Source organism: Nonomuraea aridisoli (assembly GCF_003236395.1).
Classification (GTDB): domain Bacteria; phylum Actinomycetota; class Actinomycetes; order Streptosporangiales; family Streptosporangiaceae; genus Nonomuraea; species Nonomuraea aridisoli.
On the sequence record NZ_POUD01000106.1, the window covers coordinates 1 to 16,499 of the forward strand.

Consider the following 16,499-nt stretch of genomic DNA (forward strand, 5'->3'; position numbering starts at 1 on the left):
GGGCCGGAGGGCTCGTCGGCGGGCTCGTCGGAGTCCTGCTCGACGGCCTGCACGGGCTCCACCGGGCGCACGGGCTCGGGCCTGGGCTCCACACGCGGCTCGGCCCGCGGCGGCTCCGGCCGCGACTCCACGCGGAAGTCGGAGCGCGGCTCGGGGCGAGACTCCGTACGGGGCTCGGGACGAGCCTCGGGACGGGGCTCCGGCCGCGCGTCGGACCTGAAGTCCGCCCTGGGCTCAGGACGCACCTCAGCGCGCGGCTCAGGCCGCAGCGCGGACGGCTCGGACTTGACGCTCGGCGACGACAGGGTGGGCCGCACGGGCGACGACACGGGAGGCGCGGGCGGCTGGGCGGCGGGGCGCGCCGCCGGGCGGGGCACCTGCTTCTCCGCCGGGCCCGGCACGTCGTCGAAGCCCGCCGCGATCACGGTCACCCGCACCTCGTCGCCGAGGGCGTCGTCGATGACCGTACCGAAGATGATGTTGGCGTCGGGCGCCGCAGCCATCGACACGAGCTGGGCCGCCTCGTTGATCTCGAACAGACCGAGGTCGGAGCCGCCCGCGATCGACAGCAGCACGCCGTGGGCGCCGTCGATGCTGGCCTCCAGCAGCGGGCTGGAGACCGCCATCTCGGCGGCCGCCACCGAGCGGTCGTCGCCGCGGGCGTGGCCGATGCCCATGAGCGCCGAGCCCGCCCCCGACATGACCGACTTGACGTCGGCGAAGTCGAGGTTGATCAGGCCGGGCGTGGTGATCAGGTCGGTGATGCCCTGGACACCCGACAGCAGCACCTGGTCGGCCGCCTTGAAGGCGTCGAGCACGCTCACCTGCCGGTCGGAGATCGACAGCAGCCGGTCGTTGGGAATCACGATCAGCGTGTCGACCTCGTCGCGCAACGTCTCGATGCCCGCCTCGGCCTGCATGGCCCGGCGCCGGCCCTCGAAGCTGAAGGGCCGCGTCACGACGCCGATGGTCAGCGCGCCCAGCGACCGGGCGATGTTGGCCACGACGGGCGCGCCGCCCGTGCCGGTGCCGCCGCCCTCGCCGGCCGTGACGAAGACCATGTCGGCCCCCTTGAGGACCTCCTCGATCTCCTCGCGATGGTCCTCGGCGGCCTTGCGGCCCACGTCGGGGTTCGCGCCCGCGCCCAGTCCGCGCGTGAGCTCACGGCCCACGTCGAGTTTCACATCGGCGTCACTCATCAGCAGCGCCTGGGCGTCGGTGTTTATCGCGATGAACTCGACGCCCTTGAGTCCCTCCTCGATCATCCGGTTGACGGCGTTCACTCCGCCGCCGCCGATGCCGACGACCTTGATGACCGCGAGGTAGTTCTGCGGTGCTGCCACGACGAGGGGCCTTTCCGCTCGTTGACTTGCCATTTCGGTGCGGATTGTCTCCGCTTTTTCTCAGTTCGGATAACTCTCAACCTCAGGTTGAGATTTAGATTTATGTCAACCTGAGGATTGATACGGACAGTAGGAGTTACGCTCCAGCCGGGTCAACTAACCGCGCCGCAAGCACGTCCGGCGTGTCGCGGGCTGTCCGATTCGCTCCGCGCGCGCCAGGTCGCGGCCCCCCACTGCCGGAAGTCCGGCTTACAGGTTCTCACGCCGCGCGCCGCGTCTCGCACAGGCTCGGCGATGCCGTTGCCGCCGGGTTGCCAGACCCTGACGATCACGGTCACTTCAGCGTCACCACGTCGGGAGAGCTGACGTCGTACTGGGCGGCCTTCTCGCGTTTGAGCAGGGAGGTCAGGATGCGGCCCTTCTCCTGCGGGCGGTCGGTGCCGCCCCAGATCACGGTACGGCCGTCGGACAGCTCCAGGGTCACGCCCTCGGCCGTGCCGGCGCGTACCTGCCTGACCTTGCCCGCCACCTCGTCGGGGACCGCGTCGATGACCTGCAGCGCCGCCATCATGGCGGGGTCGCCCTCGGCAGGGCGGTCGACCTTGAGCACCGGCAGCAGCGGCGGCAGGGCGGTCTCGACCTCGATCACCACGCCGTGCTTGTCGATGATCGCGTACTTGTCGCCCACCTGGATCACGGCCACCGGCTCCCGCTCGACCACCTCGATGCGCAGCGTGCCGGGCCAGATCCGGTCCACCTTGGCGCCGGCGAGCTGCCTGATGCCGAGGACACGGCCCTCCACCTCGGCGAGGTTGACGGTGGCGAGGGGATGCAGATCCGGTACGCCGGCCTGCTGCTCGATGCGCTCCTTCGGCACTGTGAGATTTCCCACGATGTCGATCGAGCGCACGCCCAGCACCGGCGAGAAGAACACCAGCCAGGCGGCCGTGCCGACCACCCCCGCGGTCAGCAGCACCAGGAACGCCGTGCGAGCCTTCATCGCCCTCCCCGCATGATCGTCATTGCGTCGGCACAGAACCTACGCCGCCGCGCGACGCGAGCGCGGCCGCCACGCCAAGAAACGGGGCCCGTCAGGAGAGGCGGGCGACGATCTGCGGGCCGAGCTCGGTGATGTCGCCCGCGCCCATCGTGAGCACGATGTCGCCCGGCCGCGCCCGCGCGGCCACCAGCGCCGGCACCGCGGAGCGGTCGGGCGCGTACGCGACCCGCTCGGGCGGCAGCGGCACCAGACCGGCCACCATCGCGCCCGAGACGCCCGGCTCGGGGTCCTCGCGGGCGCCGTAGACGTCGAGCACGATGGCCTCGTCGGCGAGCCCGAGCGCCTGGCCGAACTCCTCGGCGAAGAAGCGCGTGCGCGAGTACAGGTGGGGCTGGAAGACGGCGATGACGCGGCCGGTGCCGGAGTAGGAGGCGACCACGTCGCGGGCGGCCCGCAGGTCGGCGGTCAGCTCGGTCGGGTGGTGGGCGTAGCTGTCGAAGACGGCGATGCCGCCGGCCTCGCCCTTGGCCTCGAAGCGGCGCTTGGCCCCTGTGAAGGCGCCCAGGCCGTCTCTGATCTCCTCGAACGGCAGCCCCAGCTCGTCGGCCACGGCGATGGCCGCCGCGGCGTTGAGCGCGTTGTGCGCCCCGGGGACGGCCAGGCGCACCTCGCCCTTGCCCTCGATGGCGAACACCGTGCCGAACCCGTCGGGACGGACGTCGCAGACCCGGTAGTGCTCGCCCTGCGTGCCGTACGTCTTGACGCGCTGCCCGCGCTCGGCGGCGCGGCGCGCCAGTTCGGCCGCGCCCGGATCGTCGGCGCACACCACGAGCAGCGAGCCGACCCGGTCGGCGAACCTGGCGAAGCTGTCGTGCACCGCCCGCGGGTCGCCGTAGTTGTCGAGGTGGTCGGCCTCGACGTTGGTGACCACGGCGATGTCGGGGGCGAGCATGAGGAACGAGCCGTCGCTCTCGTCGGCCTCGGCCACGAACACCCGGCCCTGCCCGTCGTCGGCGCCGAGCCCGGTGGTGACGAGCTGGCCGCCCACGCAGTAGGACGGGTCGGCGCCGCATTTCTGCAGCGCCACGGTGAGCATCGAGGTGGTGGTGGTCTTGCCGTGGGTGCCGGCGATGGCCACCGCGGTGCGCCCGGCCATGACGGAGGCCAGCGCGGCGGCCCGCGGGATGATGCGCAGCCCCTGCTTGAGCGCCTCCCCCAGCTCGGGGTTGGAGTCGCGGATGGCGGTCGAGACGACCACCGTGTCGACGTCTCTGATGTGGGAGGCCGCGTGCCCGATGTGGACGGTGGCGCCCAGCTCGCGCAGCTCGGTGATCAGCTCGGAGCTGCGCGCGTCGCTGCCCGACACTCGTATGCCGCGCTTGAGGAGGATGCGGGCGATGCCCGACATGCCGGCGCCGCCTATGCCGATGAAGTGCACCCGTCCTAGATCTGCTTCGGCGACGGGATCGACCAGCTTGACGAGACTCATCGGGCTATCTCCAACACTTTCCGGGCAAGCGTGATATCGGCGTCCTTGCGCCCCAGCCTGGAGGCCGCCTCCGACATGACGGCGACCCGCTCGGGATCGCGGAGGATGGGCAGGACGTTCTGAATGATCCAATCAGGTGTCAGGTCGGCGTCGTCGACCATCAGGCCGCCGCCTCCCTGCACGATGCGCTCGGCGTTGATCCGCTGCTCGCCGTTGCCGTGAGGCAGCGGCGCGTACGCGGCCGGCAGCCCGACCGCGGTCAGCTCCGCGCAGGTCAGCGCCCCGCTGCGGCACAGCGCCAGGTCGGCGGCGGCGTAGGCGAGGTCCATGCGGTCGACGTAGGGCAGCAGGACGTACTGCGGGTCGCCGGGCGGCGGCTCCTGGTCGACCGTGTTCTTCGGGCCGAGCACGTGGAGCACCTGCATGCCGGCCGCGCGCAGCGCCGGCGCGGCGGCCAGCGCCGCCTGGTTGATCGACCGGGCGCCCTGCGAGCCGCCGAAGACCAGCAGCGTCGGCCGGTCGTTCTCCAGCCCGAACCACGAGCGCGCCTTGTCGCCCGTGGACAGCCGGTCGAGCGTGACGATCTCGCGGCGCAGCGGCGTGCCGATGTAGGCGGCCTTGGGCAGCGCGCCGTCGGGGTAGCCGGTGAACACGTGCTCGGTCAGCCGCGCGCCCAGCCGGTTGGCCAGCCCCGGACGGGGGTTGGCCTCGTGGACGACGATCGGCAGGCCGCGCCGCCGGGCCGCCAGGTAGGCGGGGGTGGCGACGTAGCCGCCGAAGCCCACCAGGATGTCGGCCTTGACCCGGTCGAGGATCGCCGACACGGCGTTGATCGCCCCGGCCAGCCTGCCGGGCACGGTCAGCAGGCTCGGGGTGATCGCCCGCGGCAGCGGCACCGCCGGCACCAGCTCCAGCTCGTAGCCCCTGGCGGGCACCAGCCGGGTCTCCAGGCCGCGGTCGGTGCCGACGCACGTGATGCCGATGCTCGGGTCAAGGTGACGCAGCGCGTCAGCAAGGGCCAGCGCGGGCTCGATGTGCCCGGCCGTCCCCCCACCGGCGAGGACCACCCTCATCTCGGTCACTCCCTAACGTCTCATCCGGCCTCTGGTCATACCCCCCAGGCCCAGCCAGCTTAGGGCCCGGGAGACAGGCCCGGGGCCACGAGCCGCCAGGGCCTCCCGCGCGCCCGGCTCCCGCTTGGCGAACGACAGCAGCATGCCGAGCGCGGCCAGCGTGGGGAGCAGCGCGGATCCACCGTACGAGACCAGCGGCAGGGGGATGCCGGTGATCGGCAGGACGCCGAGAACGGCGCCCATGTTGACGGTGGCCTGGCCGACGATCCAGGCGACCATGGCGGCCGCCGCCAGGCGGATGAAGGGGTCGTTGACGCGTACGGCCACGCGCAGGCCGGCGTAGCCGAGCAGGCCGAACAGCGCCACGACCATGAGCGTGCCCATGAGCCCGAGCTCCTCGCCGAGGATGGCGAAGATGAAGTCGCTCTCTCCGTGGGGCAGCCAGCTCCACTTCTGCCGGCTGCTGCCCAGCCCGAGCCCGAACCACCCGCCCGACCCCATGGCGATCTGCCCCTGCACGGCCTGGTAGCCCGCGCCCTGCGCGTCGGCCCACGGGTCGAGGAAGGCGCCGATGCGCGCCATCCGGTACGGCTCCACCTTGATCATGATGACCGCGGCCAGCACCGCCAGCGCGAGGATGCCGCCGAACAGCTTGATCGGCGCGCCCACCACCCACAGCAGCGCGAGGAAGATCATGAAGAGCACGAGCGTGGTGCCGAGGTCGCGGCCGAGCATGACCATGACGGCCAGGATCGCGGTGCCGGGCATGAGCGGGATCAGCATCTGCCGCCACTCGATGCGCCCGTGCCGGGCGCGCCTGGCCAGCAGGTCGGCCCCCCACAGCACGAGCCCGAGCTTGGCCGGCTCGGACGGCTGGATGGTGAAGTCGCCGATGTAGATCCACCGCTGCGCGCCCAGCTCGGACGAGCCGATGAACAGCACCATGATCAGCGCGATGATCGACAGCGCCATCAGCGGATAGCCGGCCCAGCGGAAGAACTTGACCGGCAGGCGCGAGCAGACGTACATCACGGGCACGCCGAGCGCCGCCGACAGCGACTGCTTGATGAACCACGAGAACGGGCTGCCGGTCTTCTGCAACGCCTCGATGCTGGAGGCCGACAACACCATCATCAGCCCGAGCGCGAGCAGCAGCGCGCTGCACATGATGATCAGGTAGTAGGTGGTGAGCGGCTTGCCGAGCAGCTCCTTGACCGCCGCGAGCTGCTCGCGCGCCCACGTGCCCGGCCCCTCCTGCGGCGGCGCCGCGGGGCGCGCGCGCTCCTCAGCGCTCGTGCTCACGCCGTGCCCTCAGCTCGCGTACGGCACGCGCGAAGGCCTCCCCCCGCGCCGGATAGTTGGCGAACATGTCGAGGGAGGCCCCCGCCGGGGAGAGCAGCACGGTGTCCCCGGGTGAGGCCAGCCGGGCGGCTTCGGTGACGACTCGTTCCATCGCACCAGTGTCCCGATCCGGAATGTCCACGACGGGGACATTCGGTGCGTGTCGCGCGATGGCTTCGGCGATCCGCGCGCGGTCGGCGCCCAGCAGCACCGCGCCGCGCAGCCTGGGGGCGGCCTCGCGGACGAGCTCGTCCACGTCGGCGCCCTTCAGCAGGCCGCCCGCCACCCAGACCACCGACGGGTACGAGGCGAGGGCCGCGGCGGCGGCGTGCGGATTGGTGGCCTTGGAGTCGTCGATGTAGTCGACCTCGCCGATCCGGTCGACGTGGGCCAGCCGGTGCGGGTCGGGCACGAAGTCGCGCAGCCCCTGCCGCACGGCCTCCGACGGCACCCCGAGCGAGCGGGCCAGGGCGGCGGCGGCCAGCGCGTTGGCCACGTTGTGCGGCGCGAACGGGCGTACGTCGTCGAGCGTGGCGAGCTCCTCGGCCGCCTCGACGGGGTCGGCCACGAACGCCCGGTCGACCAGCAGGTCCTCCACCACGCCGATCTGGCCGCTCCTCGGCACCCGCAGCGTGAACCCGACGACTCGCGGGTACGGCGCCGCCAGCCGGGTGGCCTCGGGGTCGTCGGCGTTGTAGATCACGGTGCCGGCGCGCTCGAAGATGCGGCCCTTGGCGGCGGCGTACTCCTCCATGGAGCCGTGCCAGTCGAGGTGGTCGGGCGCGACGTTGAGCACGGCCGCGGCGTGCGGGGCGAGCGTGCTGGACCAGTGGAGCTGGAAGCTGGACAGCTCGACGGCCAGCACGTCGTACGGCTCCGCGACGGCCTGCACCACGGGCACGCCCACGTTGCCCACGGCCACCGCCTTGCGCCCGGCGGCAAGCAGGATCGAGGTGAGCATGCGCACGGCGGTGGTCTTGCCGTTGGTGCCGGTCAGCGCCAACCAGGGCGCGGCCTGCTCGGGACGCAGCCGCCAGGCCAGCTCCACCTCCCCCACGACCTCGACCCCGGCGCGCAGCGCGGCGGCGATCAGCGGGTGGTGCGGCGCCCAGCCGGTGGTGACGACCCGCGTCGCCCCCTCGGGCAGCGCCGGCTCACCGAAGCGGGTCTCGGCGCCGACCCGCGCCAGCTCGGTCGCGGCGGCGAGCTGCCGCTCGCCCTCCGTGGACTCCACGACCACGACGCGCTCGCCGCGCTCGGCCAGCAGCCTGGCCACGGCGGTGCCGGAGACGCCGAGCCCGGCGACACAGGTGAGAGTCATGCCCCAGGCATCCATTCGACGTAGAACAGACCGAGCCCGAGCGCCGAGCAGAGCATCGCGATCAGCCAGAAGCGGACCACGATCGTGGTCTCCTTCCAGCCCTTGAGCTCGAAGTGGTGCTGCAACGGCGCCATTCTGAACACCCGTTTCCCGGTCAGCTTGAAGGAACCGACCTGGATGATGACCGACAGCGTGATGATCACACACAGGCCGGCCAGGATGATCAGCAGGAGCTGGGTGCGGGTGGCGATGGCGAGGCCGGCCAGCACGCCGCCGAGGGCCAGCGAGCCGGTGTCGCCCATGAAGATGCGGGCGGGCGGCGCGTTCCACCACAGGAACCCGATCAGCGCCCCCAGCACCGAGGCGGCGACCACGGCCAGGTCGAGCGGATCTCGTACCCAGTAGCAGTTGGGGCCGAGCTGGTCGATGCAGTTGTTGCGCAGCTGCCAGTTGCCGATCAGGATGTACGCCGCCAGCACGGTGCCGGTCGCGCCGCTGGCCAGACCGTCGAGGCCGTCGGTGAGGTTCACCGCGTTGGAGAACCCGACGATCATGATCAGGACCCAGATGGTGAACCCGACGATGCCGATCGACGGCCCGATGTCGCGCAGGAACGACAGGCGGGTCTCGGCCGGTGTGATGCCGTACACGTTGGGCTCGCGGACCACCATGAACGCGAAGACGGCGCCGACGACGAGCTGGCCGAGGGCCTTGGCGCCGCTGCGCAGGCCGAGGCTGCGCTGCTTGTAAATCTTGATGAAGTCGTCGAGGAAGCCCACCGCGCCGAGCCCCGTCATGAGGAACAGCACGAGCAGGCCGGACACCGTCGGCGGCTCCAGCGTCGCCAGGTGGGAGGCGCCGTAGGCGAGCAGGGCGGCCAGCACGATCACCGTGCCGCCCATGGTGGGCGTGCCCCGCTTGCCCTGGTGGCCGGAGGTCGAGGCCGCGAGTTCCTCGCGGATCTCCTGGCCGTAGCCGCGGCGCGAGAACAGCCGGATCGCCAGCGGGGTGCCCAGCATGGACAGGATCAGGCCCACCGCGCCGGCGATGATGATGTTGGTCACTGGGCGGCACCCCCGAGCAGCAGCTCGGCCGTCCGCTCCAGGCCCATGGCCCTCGGTCCCTTGATCAGCACCGCGTCACCCGGGCGCAGCCAGCCGGCCAGTTCGGCCGCGGCGGCCTCGGCGTCGGGCACGTGCACGATCCGCGTCCCCTGCCCGGGGTGCGCTCCGCCGCCGCCGGGCCCGGGCGGTCCCCCGACCAGGGGAGCGTGCGGCCCGGGCCCGTGCGGGGCGGGCACGGGAGCAGGCATCGGCACGGGACCCCCGTAAGGCGCCCCACCGGACACAGGACCGCCGTAAGGCGCCCCCGGCCCACCGTGCGGCCCACCCGGAACGGGCCCACCGTGCGGCGCCGCGCCCGGAACGGGACCGCCAGGCACGGGGCCGGGCGCCGGAACCGGCGCATGCGGAACGCCGTGAGACGGGTTGGCGGGCAGCGGACCGGGAGGAACCGCCCCGGCGGGAGCCGCACCAGCGTGCGGAGCCGGACCGGCCTGCGGAGCCGCATCGACGTGAGAAGCGGGGCCAGCATGCGGAGCCGCGCCGGCCTGCGGAGCCGCGCCGGTGTGAGAAGCAGGTCCGGTGTGCGGAGCAGGGCCGGGAGTCGGAGGCGCCGCCGGGTGCGGCCCGGGAGCCGATTCGCGGGCGGCGGCGTGGGCGCCCTCCAGCACGGGCTCGGCGTCGGGCCCGGCCACGATGAGGCCGGCCAGCCCCGCGGAGCCGGCCATCCGCCCGAGCTCGGCGTTGAGCGCCGGCCCGTCGTCGCCCAGCTCCCGCAGCGCCGCGATGACCGCGAACCGCCGCCGCCCCTTGCCGAGCACCTCGAACATCTCGAACGCGGCCCGCATCGAGTCGGGGTTGGCGTTGTAGGCGTCGTTGACGACGGTCACCCCGTCGGGCCGGTCGGTGACCTCCATCCGCCACCGGCTGCGCGGCGTGGCGGCCGACAACTCCTCGGCGATGGTCGCCACCGGCAGGCCCAGCTCGTAGCCCGCCGCGGCGGCGGCCAGCGCGTTGTCGACCGCGTGGGCGCCGTACAGCTGCAGCGACACCGGGGCGGTGCCGGACGGCGTGCGCAGTGTGAAGGAGGCCCGCCCGCGGGCGTCGACCACGACGTCCTCGGCCCGGATCGCGGCGGACTCGCCGCGCCCGAAGAAGGTCACCCGCGCGTCCGTACGGGAGGCCATGGCCCGCACCAGCGGGTCGTCGGCGTTGAGCACCGCCACGCCCGTGCGCGGCAGCGCCTCCACCAGCTCGCCCTTGGCCTTGGCGATGGCCTCCTTGCCGCCGAACACGCCGAGGTGGGCGGTGCCGACGTTGAGCACCACGCCGATCTGCGGCGGCGCGATGCGGGTCAGGTCCTTGATGTGGCCGATGTTGCGGGCGGCCAGCTCCAGCACCATGAAGCGGGTGCCGAGGTCGGCCCGCAGCACGGTCAGCGGGTGGCCGAGCTCGTTGTTGAAGCTGCCGACGGGCGCGACGGTGGCGCCGATCCGGCCGGTGAGCCGGGCCAGGAGGTCTTTGGTGCTGGTCTTGCCGGCCGAGCCGGTCACGCCGATCACGGTGACCTCGGGCAGCGCCCTGACCTGGGCGGCGGCCAGCTCGGCGAGCGCGGCGGCGGCGTCGGGCACGATCACCGAGGGTGCCTCGACCGGCCGGGTGGCCAGCACGGCGACGGCGCCGGCGCGGACGGCCTGCGCGGCGAAGTCGTGACCGTCGACCCGCGCGCCCTTGATGGCGACGAAGAGGGATCCCGGTTCGACGGCCCGTGAGTCGATCACGACGGGCCCGCGCACCACCGCGCGGGGATCGGCCATGCCCGACAGGGCGCCCGAGGTCATCTCGGCGATCCTGGCCAGAGGCATCGGGATCATGAGTGCTTCCTGCTTTCCTTGCGTGCGTCGATCGCTTCGGCGACCACCTCGCGGTCGTCGAAGGGGATCACCTCGCCAGAGACGTACTGGCCCTGTTCGTGGCCCTTGCCGGCCACCACGACGACGTCGCCGCGCCCGGCCCGGGCGATCGCGAGACCGATGGCGGCCGCGCGGTCGGGCTCAATGATCACATGAGCGCGGTCGTGCTGCGGAACGCGGAGCGCCCCCTCCATCATCGTCGTGAGGATGGCCAGCGGATCCTCCGAACGCGGATTGTCGTTCGTGAAGATGGCCACATCCGCCAGTCGTGCGGAGATTTCTCCCATAGTGGGACGTTTACCCGAATCGCGGTCGCCCCCACAGCCGAGCACGATGATCAGCCTGCCGGCCGTCACGGACCGCAGGGAGCACAGCACCGATTCGACGGCGCCAGGTTTGTGGGAGTAGTCGACGATGGCCTGGAAGTCGTCGTCGGCGCCCGTGACACGTTCCATGCGCCCCGGCACCCCGGTCAGCGTGCCGACGCCGTGGACGGCCGTCTGCAGCGGCACCCCCGCCTCCACGAGGGTCACGATGGCGCCGAGCGCGTTGGCGACGTTGAACGGGCCGGGCAGCGCGATCTGCGCGTCGGCCTCCACCCCGCCGGGCCCCACCACCCGGAACGCGCTGCCGTCGGCGCCGAGCCGGGCGTCCATCGCCCGCCACTGGGCCTCCGGGTCGCCCTGCGCCGAGAACGTGGTCATCGGCACCTTCGCCAGGCCGAGCAGCTCGCGCCCGTAGTGGTCGTCGACGTTCGTCACGCCGGCGCGGCTCAGCTCGGGCTGGAACAGCTTCGCCTTCGTCGCGAAGTAGTCGTCGAAGTCCTTGTGGAAGTCGAGGTGGTCCTGCGACAGGTTGGTGAACAGCGCCACGTCGTAGTAGATGCCGTCGACCCTGCCGAGCGCGAGCGCGTGGCTGGAGACCTCCATGGCGGCGGCGGTGACGCCCTCCTCCCGCATCAGCGCGAACAGGCCGTGCAGCTCCGTCGCCTCCGGCGTGGTGAGCGTGGGCTGGAAGCGCAGGCCGGCCGCGCGGATCTCGACCCCGCCCACCAGCCCCGTACGGTGACCGGCCGCTCGCAGGCCGGCCTCCAGCATGAAGGTGGTGGTGGACTTGCCGCTGGTGCCGGTCACGCCGAGGATCTGGATGTCGTGGGCCGGCTGGCCGTACACCCAGGAGGAGATCTGCCCGAGCAGGCCGCGCGGATCGGGCACGACGAGCACCGGCAGCCCGGTCGCCACGGCCGCCTCGCGGCCGGCCGGGTCGGTGAGCACGGCGACCGCGCCGCGCGCCATGGCGTCGGCGGCGTAGTCGGCGCCGTGGGCGCGGTTTCCGGGCAGGGCGACGTAGAGATCGCCGCGCCGGACGTTGCCGGAGTGAATGGTCACGCCGGTCAGGGCGGCGTGAGGTGAGCGCGACGAGCCGGAATCGGCGTCGAGCATGGTCGCGAGCCCGGTCAGTGGGCGAGGCGGGCTGGACGTGGGGCGCATGGACGACGGGGGACGCACGGCGAGAGCGTACCTTCCCTGCTCACTGGTCCGCGCGCGCCCGCACGGGCGGGGCGACGGACCCTGTGGGAGGAATCTTCTTGCTCTTGATGGCGAACGTCATCACATCCTTGAAGACCGGGGCCGCCAGCTCTCCGCCGAAGTGGCCCTTCTTGGGGTTCTGCACCACCGACAGCACCACGAGGCGGGGCTTGTCGGCGGGCGCGAACCCGGCGAAGGAGGCAGTGTAGCCGTCATAGCGGCCGAGTTCGGCGTCGTAGCGGTTGGCCGTTCCGGTCTTGCCCGCCACCCGGTAGCCCGGGATGGCGGCCAGCTGCCCGGTGCCCTCGGCGCCGACCGCGCTCTCCAGCATCGTCGTGACCTCCTTGGCCGTCGTCTCGCTCACCACCCTGGTCTGCTTACCTGCGGGAGCGGGGACGAACCTGCCCGAGGCGTCCGTCGTGCCGGCCACGATCTGCGGCTCGACCTTGACGCCGCCGTTGGCGATCGTCTGGTAGACGCTGGCCATCTGCAGGGCCGTCACCGAGACGCCCTGCCCGTACGCGACCGTGCAGTTCTGGCTGCCCGACCACTTGCGGTAGTCGGGCAGCAGCCCGGCCTCGGCGTTCGGGACGCCGCCGCCCGGCCGGGTGCCGAAGCCGAACGCCTTCAGCATCTGGTACAGCCGCGCGCTGCCGATCTCACGCGCCGCCATGACCGTGGCGACGTTGCTCGACTCGGCCACCGCCTGGCGGAAGGTCATCGACTCCACCTTGTGCGTGTGGGCGTCGTGCAGCACCTGGTCGGCGCAGCGGATGCGGTCGGGCACGCGGTAGACCGTGTCGGGCGTGACCGCGCCTGCCTCCAGCGCGGCGGCGGCGGTGATCACCTTGTTGGTGCTGCCGGGCTCGAAGACGTCGGCCGCGGCCTTGTTGATGTAGCTGCTCTCGTCGGCCTTGCGCCAGTTGTTCAGGTCGAGCTCGGGAGCGTTGGCCATGGCGACGATCTGGGCCGTCTGCACGTCCATGACGATGACGGTGCCGCTGTCGGCGTTCGAGGCGCGCACCTGCTCGTCGATGGACTTCTGCGCGGCCCACTGGATGTCGCGGTCGATGGTCAGGCGGACGTCCTTGCCGTCTACCGGGGCCGTGCGCTGGCTGCTGGTCATCGGGATGCGCTGACCGTCGCGGCCCGTCTCGACGCGCTGCTTGCCGTCGCGGCCGGCCAGCAGGGAGTTCTTCGCCTGCTCCATGCCGCCAAGGCCGGTGCCCTCGTCGCCGACGAAGCCGATGAGGCTGCCCGCGAGGTCGCCGGCCGGGTAGAGGCGGCGGTAGGTCCGCTTCGTCGCCAGCGACGGGATGCCGGCCTGCACCAGCCTGGTCGCCACGACGGGGTCGACGTCGCGGGCCAGGAGCTGGTAGCGGGTGTGGGTCCTGGCGAGCTTCTCGGCCATCTCCTGCTCGGTCTTGCCGAGCTGCGTGGCCAGGCTCCTGGCCACCTGCTGGCGGACCTGCGCGGGCACCTTCGTGGGGTCGATCGACACCTCGCGGGCCTCGACGGTGACGGCGAGCTCGTGGCCGTTGACGTCGGTGATGGAGCCGCGCTTGGCCGGGATGAGCTCGATGTGCTGGCGCTGGCCGACGGCGGCGGCCTCGTACACCTTGGAGTCGAGGCCCTGCATCTGGATCAGCCGGCCGGCGAAGATCGACAGGATGAACGTCATGCCGATCAGGCCGATGTTGATGCGCCGGCGCGGGCTGCCCAGCCGCAGCATGAGCGGCGGCCTCGGCGGGCGCGGCGGGGTGGGCGGCCTGCCGCCGGGGCGGCGTGGCGGCGGCACGTCGGCGCCGCGCCGCCCCGGCGCGCGCTCGCGCGCGGCGTCCTGGCGGCTGACGGCCTGCGCCCTGGAGGAGCCGGCCTGGGTACGGCGCGGCGACCCGTCGTCACGGCCCCTGGCACGGTCGTCGTGCCCTTGGGCGGGCCGCCCCCGCGGACGGTCGCCCGGCCCGAGCGGCCCCCGCCCGCGCGGCGGCTCGCCACGACCACGGGGCGCGGCGTCGTCGTCGCGAGCGGGACCGCGTCGTCGCAGCGGCTCGTCGTCACGACCAGCGGCGGAACGGCCGCGGACGGACTCGTCGCGGCCCTGGGACGCCGAGCGGCCCCGCGGGCGCTCGTCGTCGTCACGCGGATGCCTGCGCGGCCGCGCAGGCTCGTCACCCGGACGCGAACGCGGCTCCTCGCGGGAACGCCCGCGCGAGGAGCCGGCACGCCCCTCGCCGGCGGGATCCTGAGGCGGCCGGCCCCGTGCGGAGCCGTTGCGGCCGCGCGGCTCCTCAGGCGGTTCCTGAGGCGAGCGCCCGCGTGAGCCGTTGCGCCCGCGCGGCTCCTCCGACGGGTCCCGGGGCGGCCGGCCGCGGTCGTCGTCGTGCCCGAACGGCAGCTCGAACGGATCGAGCCGCTCCGACGGCCGGCGTGGCGGGTTCTCCGGCGACGCCGGACGACCCGACCCGTCGGAACGCGCGGAGCCGCCCTGCCGCCCCGACCGTCCCGGTCCGCCCGGCGTACGACGAGCGGCGCCGGGCCCTCCCTGAGAGCCGGCGCCGCCAGCGCCGCGGCCGGGACCCTGCCCCCTGCCGCCTGATTCCCTCACCGTTCCGTGTCCACCCGGCTGACCTGGTCGCCCGCGCTGCTCCAGCTGTTGACGGCGTCCCAGTCAGGGTGCTGGCCCTGCTTCTCGGCCAGCTCGGCGATGACGTCGGGCTGGGTCTTGCGCTGGTATTCCAGCTCGATCTTCTCGTTCTCCTGGCGGGCGACCGCGATCTCGCTGCGCAGGGTGGCGTCGGTGATGGCGTCCTGCGCGAGCATCGTGTTGAGCAGCAGCAGGCTCACCAGGCCGCCGCACAGCAGGCCGACCACGAGCAGCACGAACGGCGCCCGCTGCCGGCGCGCGGGACCGCGCCGCGGCGCCGGACGGCGCGACGGGGCGGCGGCGCGCGAGGCCGCCGGCCGCTTGGTCGACGCCCCCTCGGCGGGCGGCGTCTTCACGCCGGCGCCACGCCCGGCGGGCGGCGCCTTGACACCGGTGCCGCGCCCGGTGGGCGGAGTCTTCACCCCGGTGCCGCGCCCGGCGGTCGGCGGCTTCACGTCGGCGCCGCGCCCGGTGGCAGGCGCCTTCACGCCGCCCCGGGCCCGTTCGGCCGCGGGAGACTGCGCTCCGGCGCCGGCGCGTGCGGAGACCGGTCTCCTGGCTTCGGACCGCCCGCGCTCGCCGGCCCCGGCGCGTACGCGCTCCTCCGCCGGCCGCCTGCTCGCGGCCTCGGCGCGCGCGCGTTCGGCGGCCGATCGCTTGGCGGCGGCCTCAGCGGCCTCGGCGGCCTCGGCGCGCACGTCGGGACGGGGACGCGGCTTGGACTGCGTCGGCGTCGCCGACCGGCGCGTGCCCGTCTTGGGCACGGCACGGCGGACGTTCGCACTCCGGCCGGTCTCCTGCTCAGTCGTCAACACGGATCCTCTCTGCCGCCCGTAGCCGGGCCGAGGCCGCCCGCGGGTTGCGGGCGAGCTCTTCGTCGCTTGGGAGCTCCGCTCCCCTCGTCAGCAGGCGGAACCTCGGCTGGTGCGCCGGCAGCGGGACGGGCAGCCCGGGCGGGCTGGTGTCCCTGGTTCGCGCCGTGAGGGCCTGCTTGGCGAGCCGGTCCTCGAGTGAGTGGTAGGAGAGCACGACGACTCGCCCACCGAGCGCCAGCGCGTCGAGCGCCGCGGGCAGCGCCGCCTCCAGGGCGGACAGCTCCGCGTTCACTTCGATGCGCAGCGCTTGGAAAGTCCGTTTAGCGGGGTTGCCCCCGGTGCGCCGGGTCGCGGCGGGGATCGCATCGCGAACGATGTCCGCCAGCCGCTTGGTCGACGCGATGGGTTCTTTCGCGCGCTCCTTGACGATAAGGCCCGCGACCCTGCCGGCAAAGCGTTCCTCGCCGTAGTCGCGCAGAATGCGGGTCAATTCGGCCGCGGAGTAGGTGTTGACCACCCGTTCGGCGGTCAGCTCCTGCGAGGTGTCCATGCGCATGTCGAGCGGCGCGTCGTAGGAGTAGGCGAACCCGCGCTCGGCCTCGTCTAGCTGCGGGGAGGAGACCCCGAGGTCGAAGAGCACGCCGTCGATCGTGGTGCGCCCGGCGTCGGCGAGCACCTCGGCCAGGTCACCGGAGGAGGCGTGCACCAGCGTGATCCGCTCCGCGTACGGGCTCAGCCTGCGGGTGGAGTGTTCGATGGCGAAAGGGTCACGGTCGATCCCGATCAGGTGCAGCGCCGGATGGGCGGCCAGCAGGGCCTGTGAGTGGCCGCCGAGACCGAGGTTGGCGTCGACGACGACCGGCTCGGGCCCCGACAGCGCGGGACCGAGCAACTCCAGTACGCGGTCGAGCATCACCGGAACGTGACCGCCCCCGCCGACGTTGTCGTCCATCTCCAACCCCCCTCT

At 73.0% G+C, this 16,499-nt stretch carries 11 protein-coding genes and 1 pseudogene; all 12 read right to left on the bottom strand.

Features of this window, described 5'->3' with window-relative positions:
- A partial coding sequence (gene ftsZ, locus C1J01_RS24125) for a cell division protein FtsZ (RefSeq protein ID WP_235854629.1) occupies window positions 1-1,343 on the bottom strand: 1,343 nt, incomplete at its 3' end.
- Between the two features lie 334 nt (window positions 1,344-1,677).
- On the bottom strand, window positions 1,678-2,343 hold the full coding sequence (locus tag C1J01_RS24130) for a cell division protein FtsQ/DivIB (RefSeq protein WP_111181256.1): 666 nt from the start codon (window positions 2,341-2,343) through the stop codon (window positions 1,678-1,680).
- A gap of 91 nt (window positions 2,344-2,434) precedes the next feature.
- The gene (gene murC, locus C1J01_RS24135) at window positions 2,435-3,832 is read right to left on the bottom strand and encodes a UDP-N-acetylmuramate--L-alanine ligase (protein ID WP_111181257.1); all 1,398 of its coding nucleotides are present in this window, start codon (window positions 3,830-3,832) and stop codon (window positions 2,435-2,437) included.
- Window positions 3,829-4,905 carry an undecaprenyldiphospho-muramoylpentapeptide beta-N-acetylglucosaminyltransferase gene (murG, locus tag C1J01_RS24140; protein ID WP_111181272.1) on the bottom strand — a complete coding sequence of 359 codons (1,077 nt, stop codon included), beginning with the start codon at window positions 4,903-4,905 and terminating at the stop codon, window positions 3,829-3,831. The genes murC and murG overlap by 4 nt, the downstream gene beginning before the upstream one ends.
- Window positions 4,906-4,917: 12 nt before the next feature.
- The gene (gene ftsW / locus C1J01_RS24145; protein WP_111181258.1) at window positions 4,918-6,207 is read right to left on the bottom strand and encodes a putative lipid II flippase FtsW; all 1,290 of its coding nucleotides are present in this window, start codon (window positions 6,205-6,207) and stop codon (window positions 4,918-4,920) included.
- Entirely contained in the window at window positions 6,191-7,567 is a 1,377-nt protein-coding gene (murD, locus tag C1J01_RS24150; protein WP_235854630.1) for a UDP-N-acetylmuramoyl-L-alanine--D-glutamate ligase, read from the bottom strand. The genes ftsW and murD overlap by 17 nt, the downstream gene beginning before the upstream one ends.
- A complete protein-coding gene (gene mraY, locus C1J01_RS24155) occupies window positions 7,564-8,631 on the bottom strand; it encodes a phospho-N-acetylmuramoyl-pentapeptide-transferase (RefSeq protein ID WP_111181260.1) in 1,068 nt (355 codons plus the stop codon). The genes murD and mraY overlap by 4 nt, the downstream gene beginning before the upstream one ends.
- A gap of 635 nt (window positions 8,632-9,266) precedes the next feature.
- Window positions 9,267-10,502 (bottom strand): annotated as a pseudogene (locus C1J01_RS24165) (UDP-N-acetylmuramoyl-tripeptide--D-alanyl-D-alanine ligase); the annotation flags it as partial.
- Complete coding sequence (locus C1J01_RS24170; RefSeq protein ID WP_111181261.1) at window positions 10,499-12,031, bottom strand: UDP-N-acetylmuramoyl-L-alanyl-D-glutamate--2,6-diaminopimelate ligase; 1,533 nt, start codon at window positions 12,029-12,031, stop codon at window positions 10,499-10,501. The gene C1J01_RS24170 and the pseudogene C1J01_RS24165, both read right to left, overlap by 4 nt.
- Before the next feature lie 40 nt (window positions 12,032-12,071).
- Window positions 12,072-13,802, bottom strand: coding sequence for a peptidoglycan D,D-transpeptidase FtsI family protein (locus C1J01_RS24175; protein WP_111181262.1), 1,731 nt, complete (start codon window positions 13,800-13,802; stop codon window positions 12,072-12,074).
- 872 nt (window positions 13,803-14,674) lie between these two features.
- Complete coding sequence (locus C1J01_RS51385; RefSeq protein WP_220040070.1) at window positions 14,675-15,529, bottom strand: hypothetical protein; 855 nt, start codon at window positions 15,527-15,529, stop codon at window positions 14,675-14,677.
- Window positions 15,519-16,484 carry a 16S rRNA (cytosine(1402)-N(4))-methyltransferase RsmH gene (rsmH, locus tag C1J01_RS24185; protein WP_111181263.1) on the bottom strand — a complete coding sequence of 322 codons (966 nt, stop codon included), beginning with the start codon at window positions 16,482-16,484 and terminating at the stop codon, window positions 15,519-15,521. Before rsmH ends, C1J01_RS51385 begins: the two co-directional genes overlap by 11 nt.
- Window positions 16,485-16,499 lie beyond the last annotated feature (15 nt).

What these genes read in the sequence shown, in the direction of transcription:
- C1J01_RS24170 (WP_111181261.1), bottom strand. Translation starts at nt 12,031, where the DNA reads ATGCGCCCCACGTCCAGCCCGCCTCGCCCACTGACCGGGCTCGCGACC.
- murD (WP_235854630.1), bottom strand. Translation starts at nt 7,567, where the DNA reads ATGACTCTCACCTGTGTCGCCGGGCTCGGCGTCTCCGGCACCGCCGTG.
- C1J01_RS24175 (WP_111181262.1), bottom strand. Translation starts at nt 13,802, where the DNA reads ATGCTGCGGCTGGGCAGCCCGCGCCGGCGCATCAACATCGGCCTGATC.
- murG (WP_111181272.1), bottom strand. Translation starts at nt 4,905, where the DNA reads ATGAGGGTGGTCCTCGCCGGTGGGGGGACGGCCGGGCACATCGAGCCC.
- C1J01_RS24130 (WP_111181256.1), bottom strand. Translation starts at nt 2,343, where the DNA reads ATGAAGGCTCGCACGGCGTTCCTGGTGCTGCTGACCGCGGGGGTGGTC.
- rsmH (WP_111181263.1), bottom strand. Translation starts at nt 16,484, where the DNA reads ATGGACGACAACGTCGGCGGGGGCGGTCACGTTCCGGTGATGCTCGAC.
- murC (WP_111181257.1), bottom strand. Translation starts at nt 3,832, where the DNA reads ATGAGTCTCGTCAAGCTGGTCGATCCCGTCGCCGAAGCAGATCTAGGA.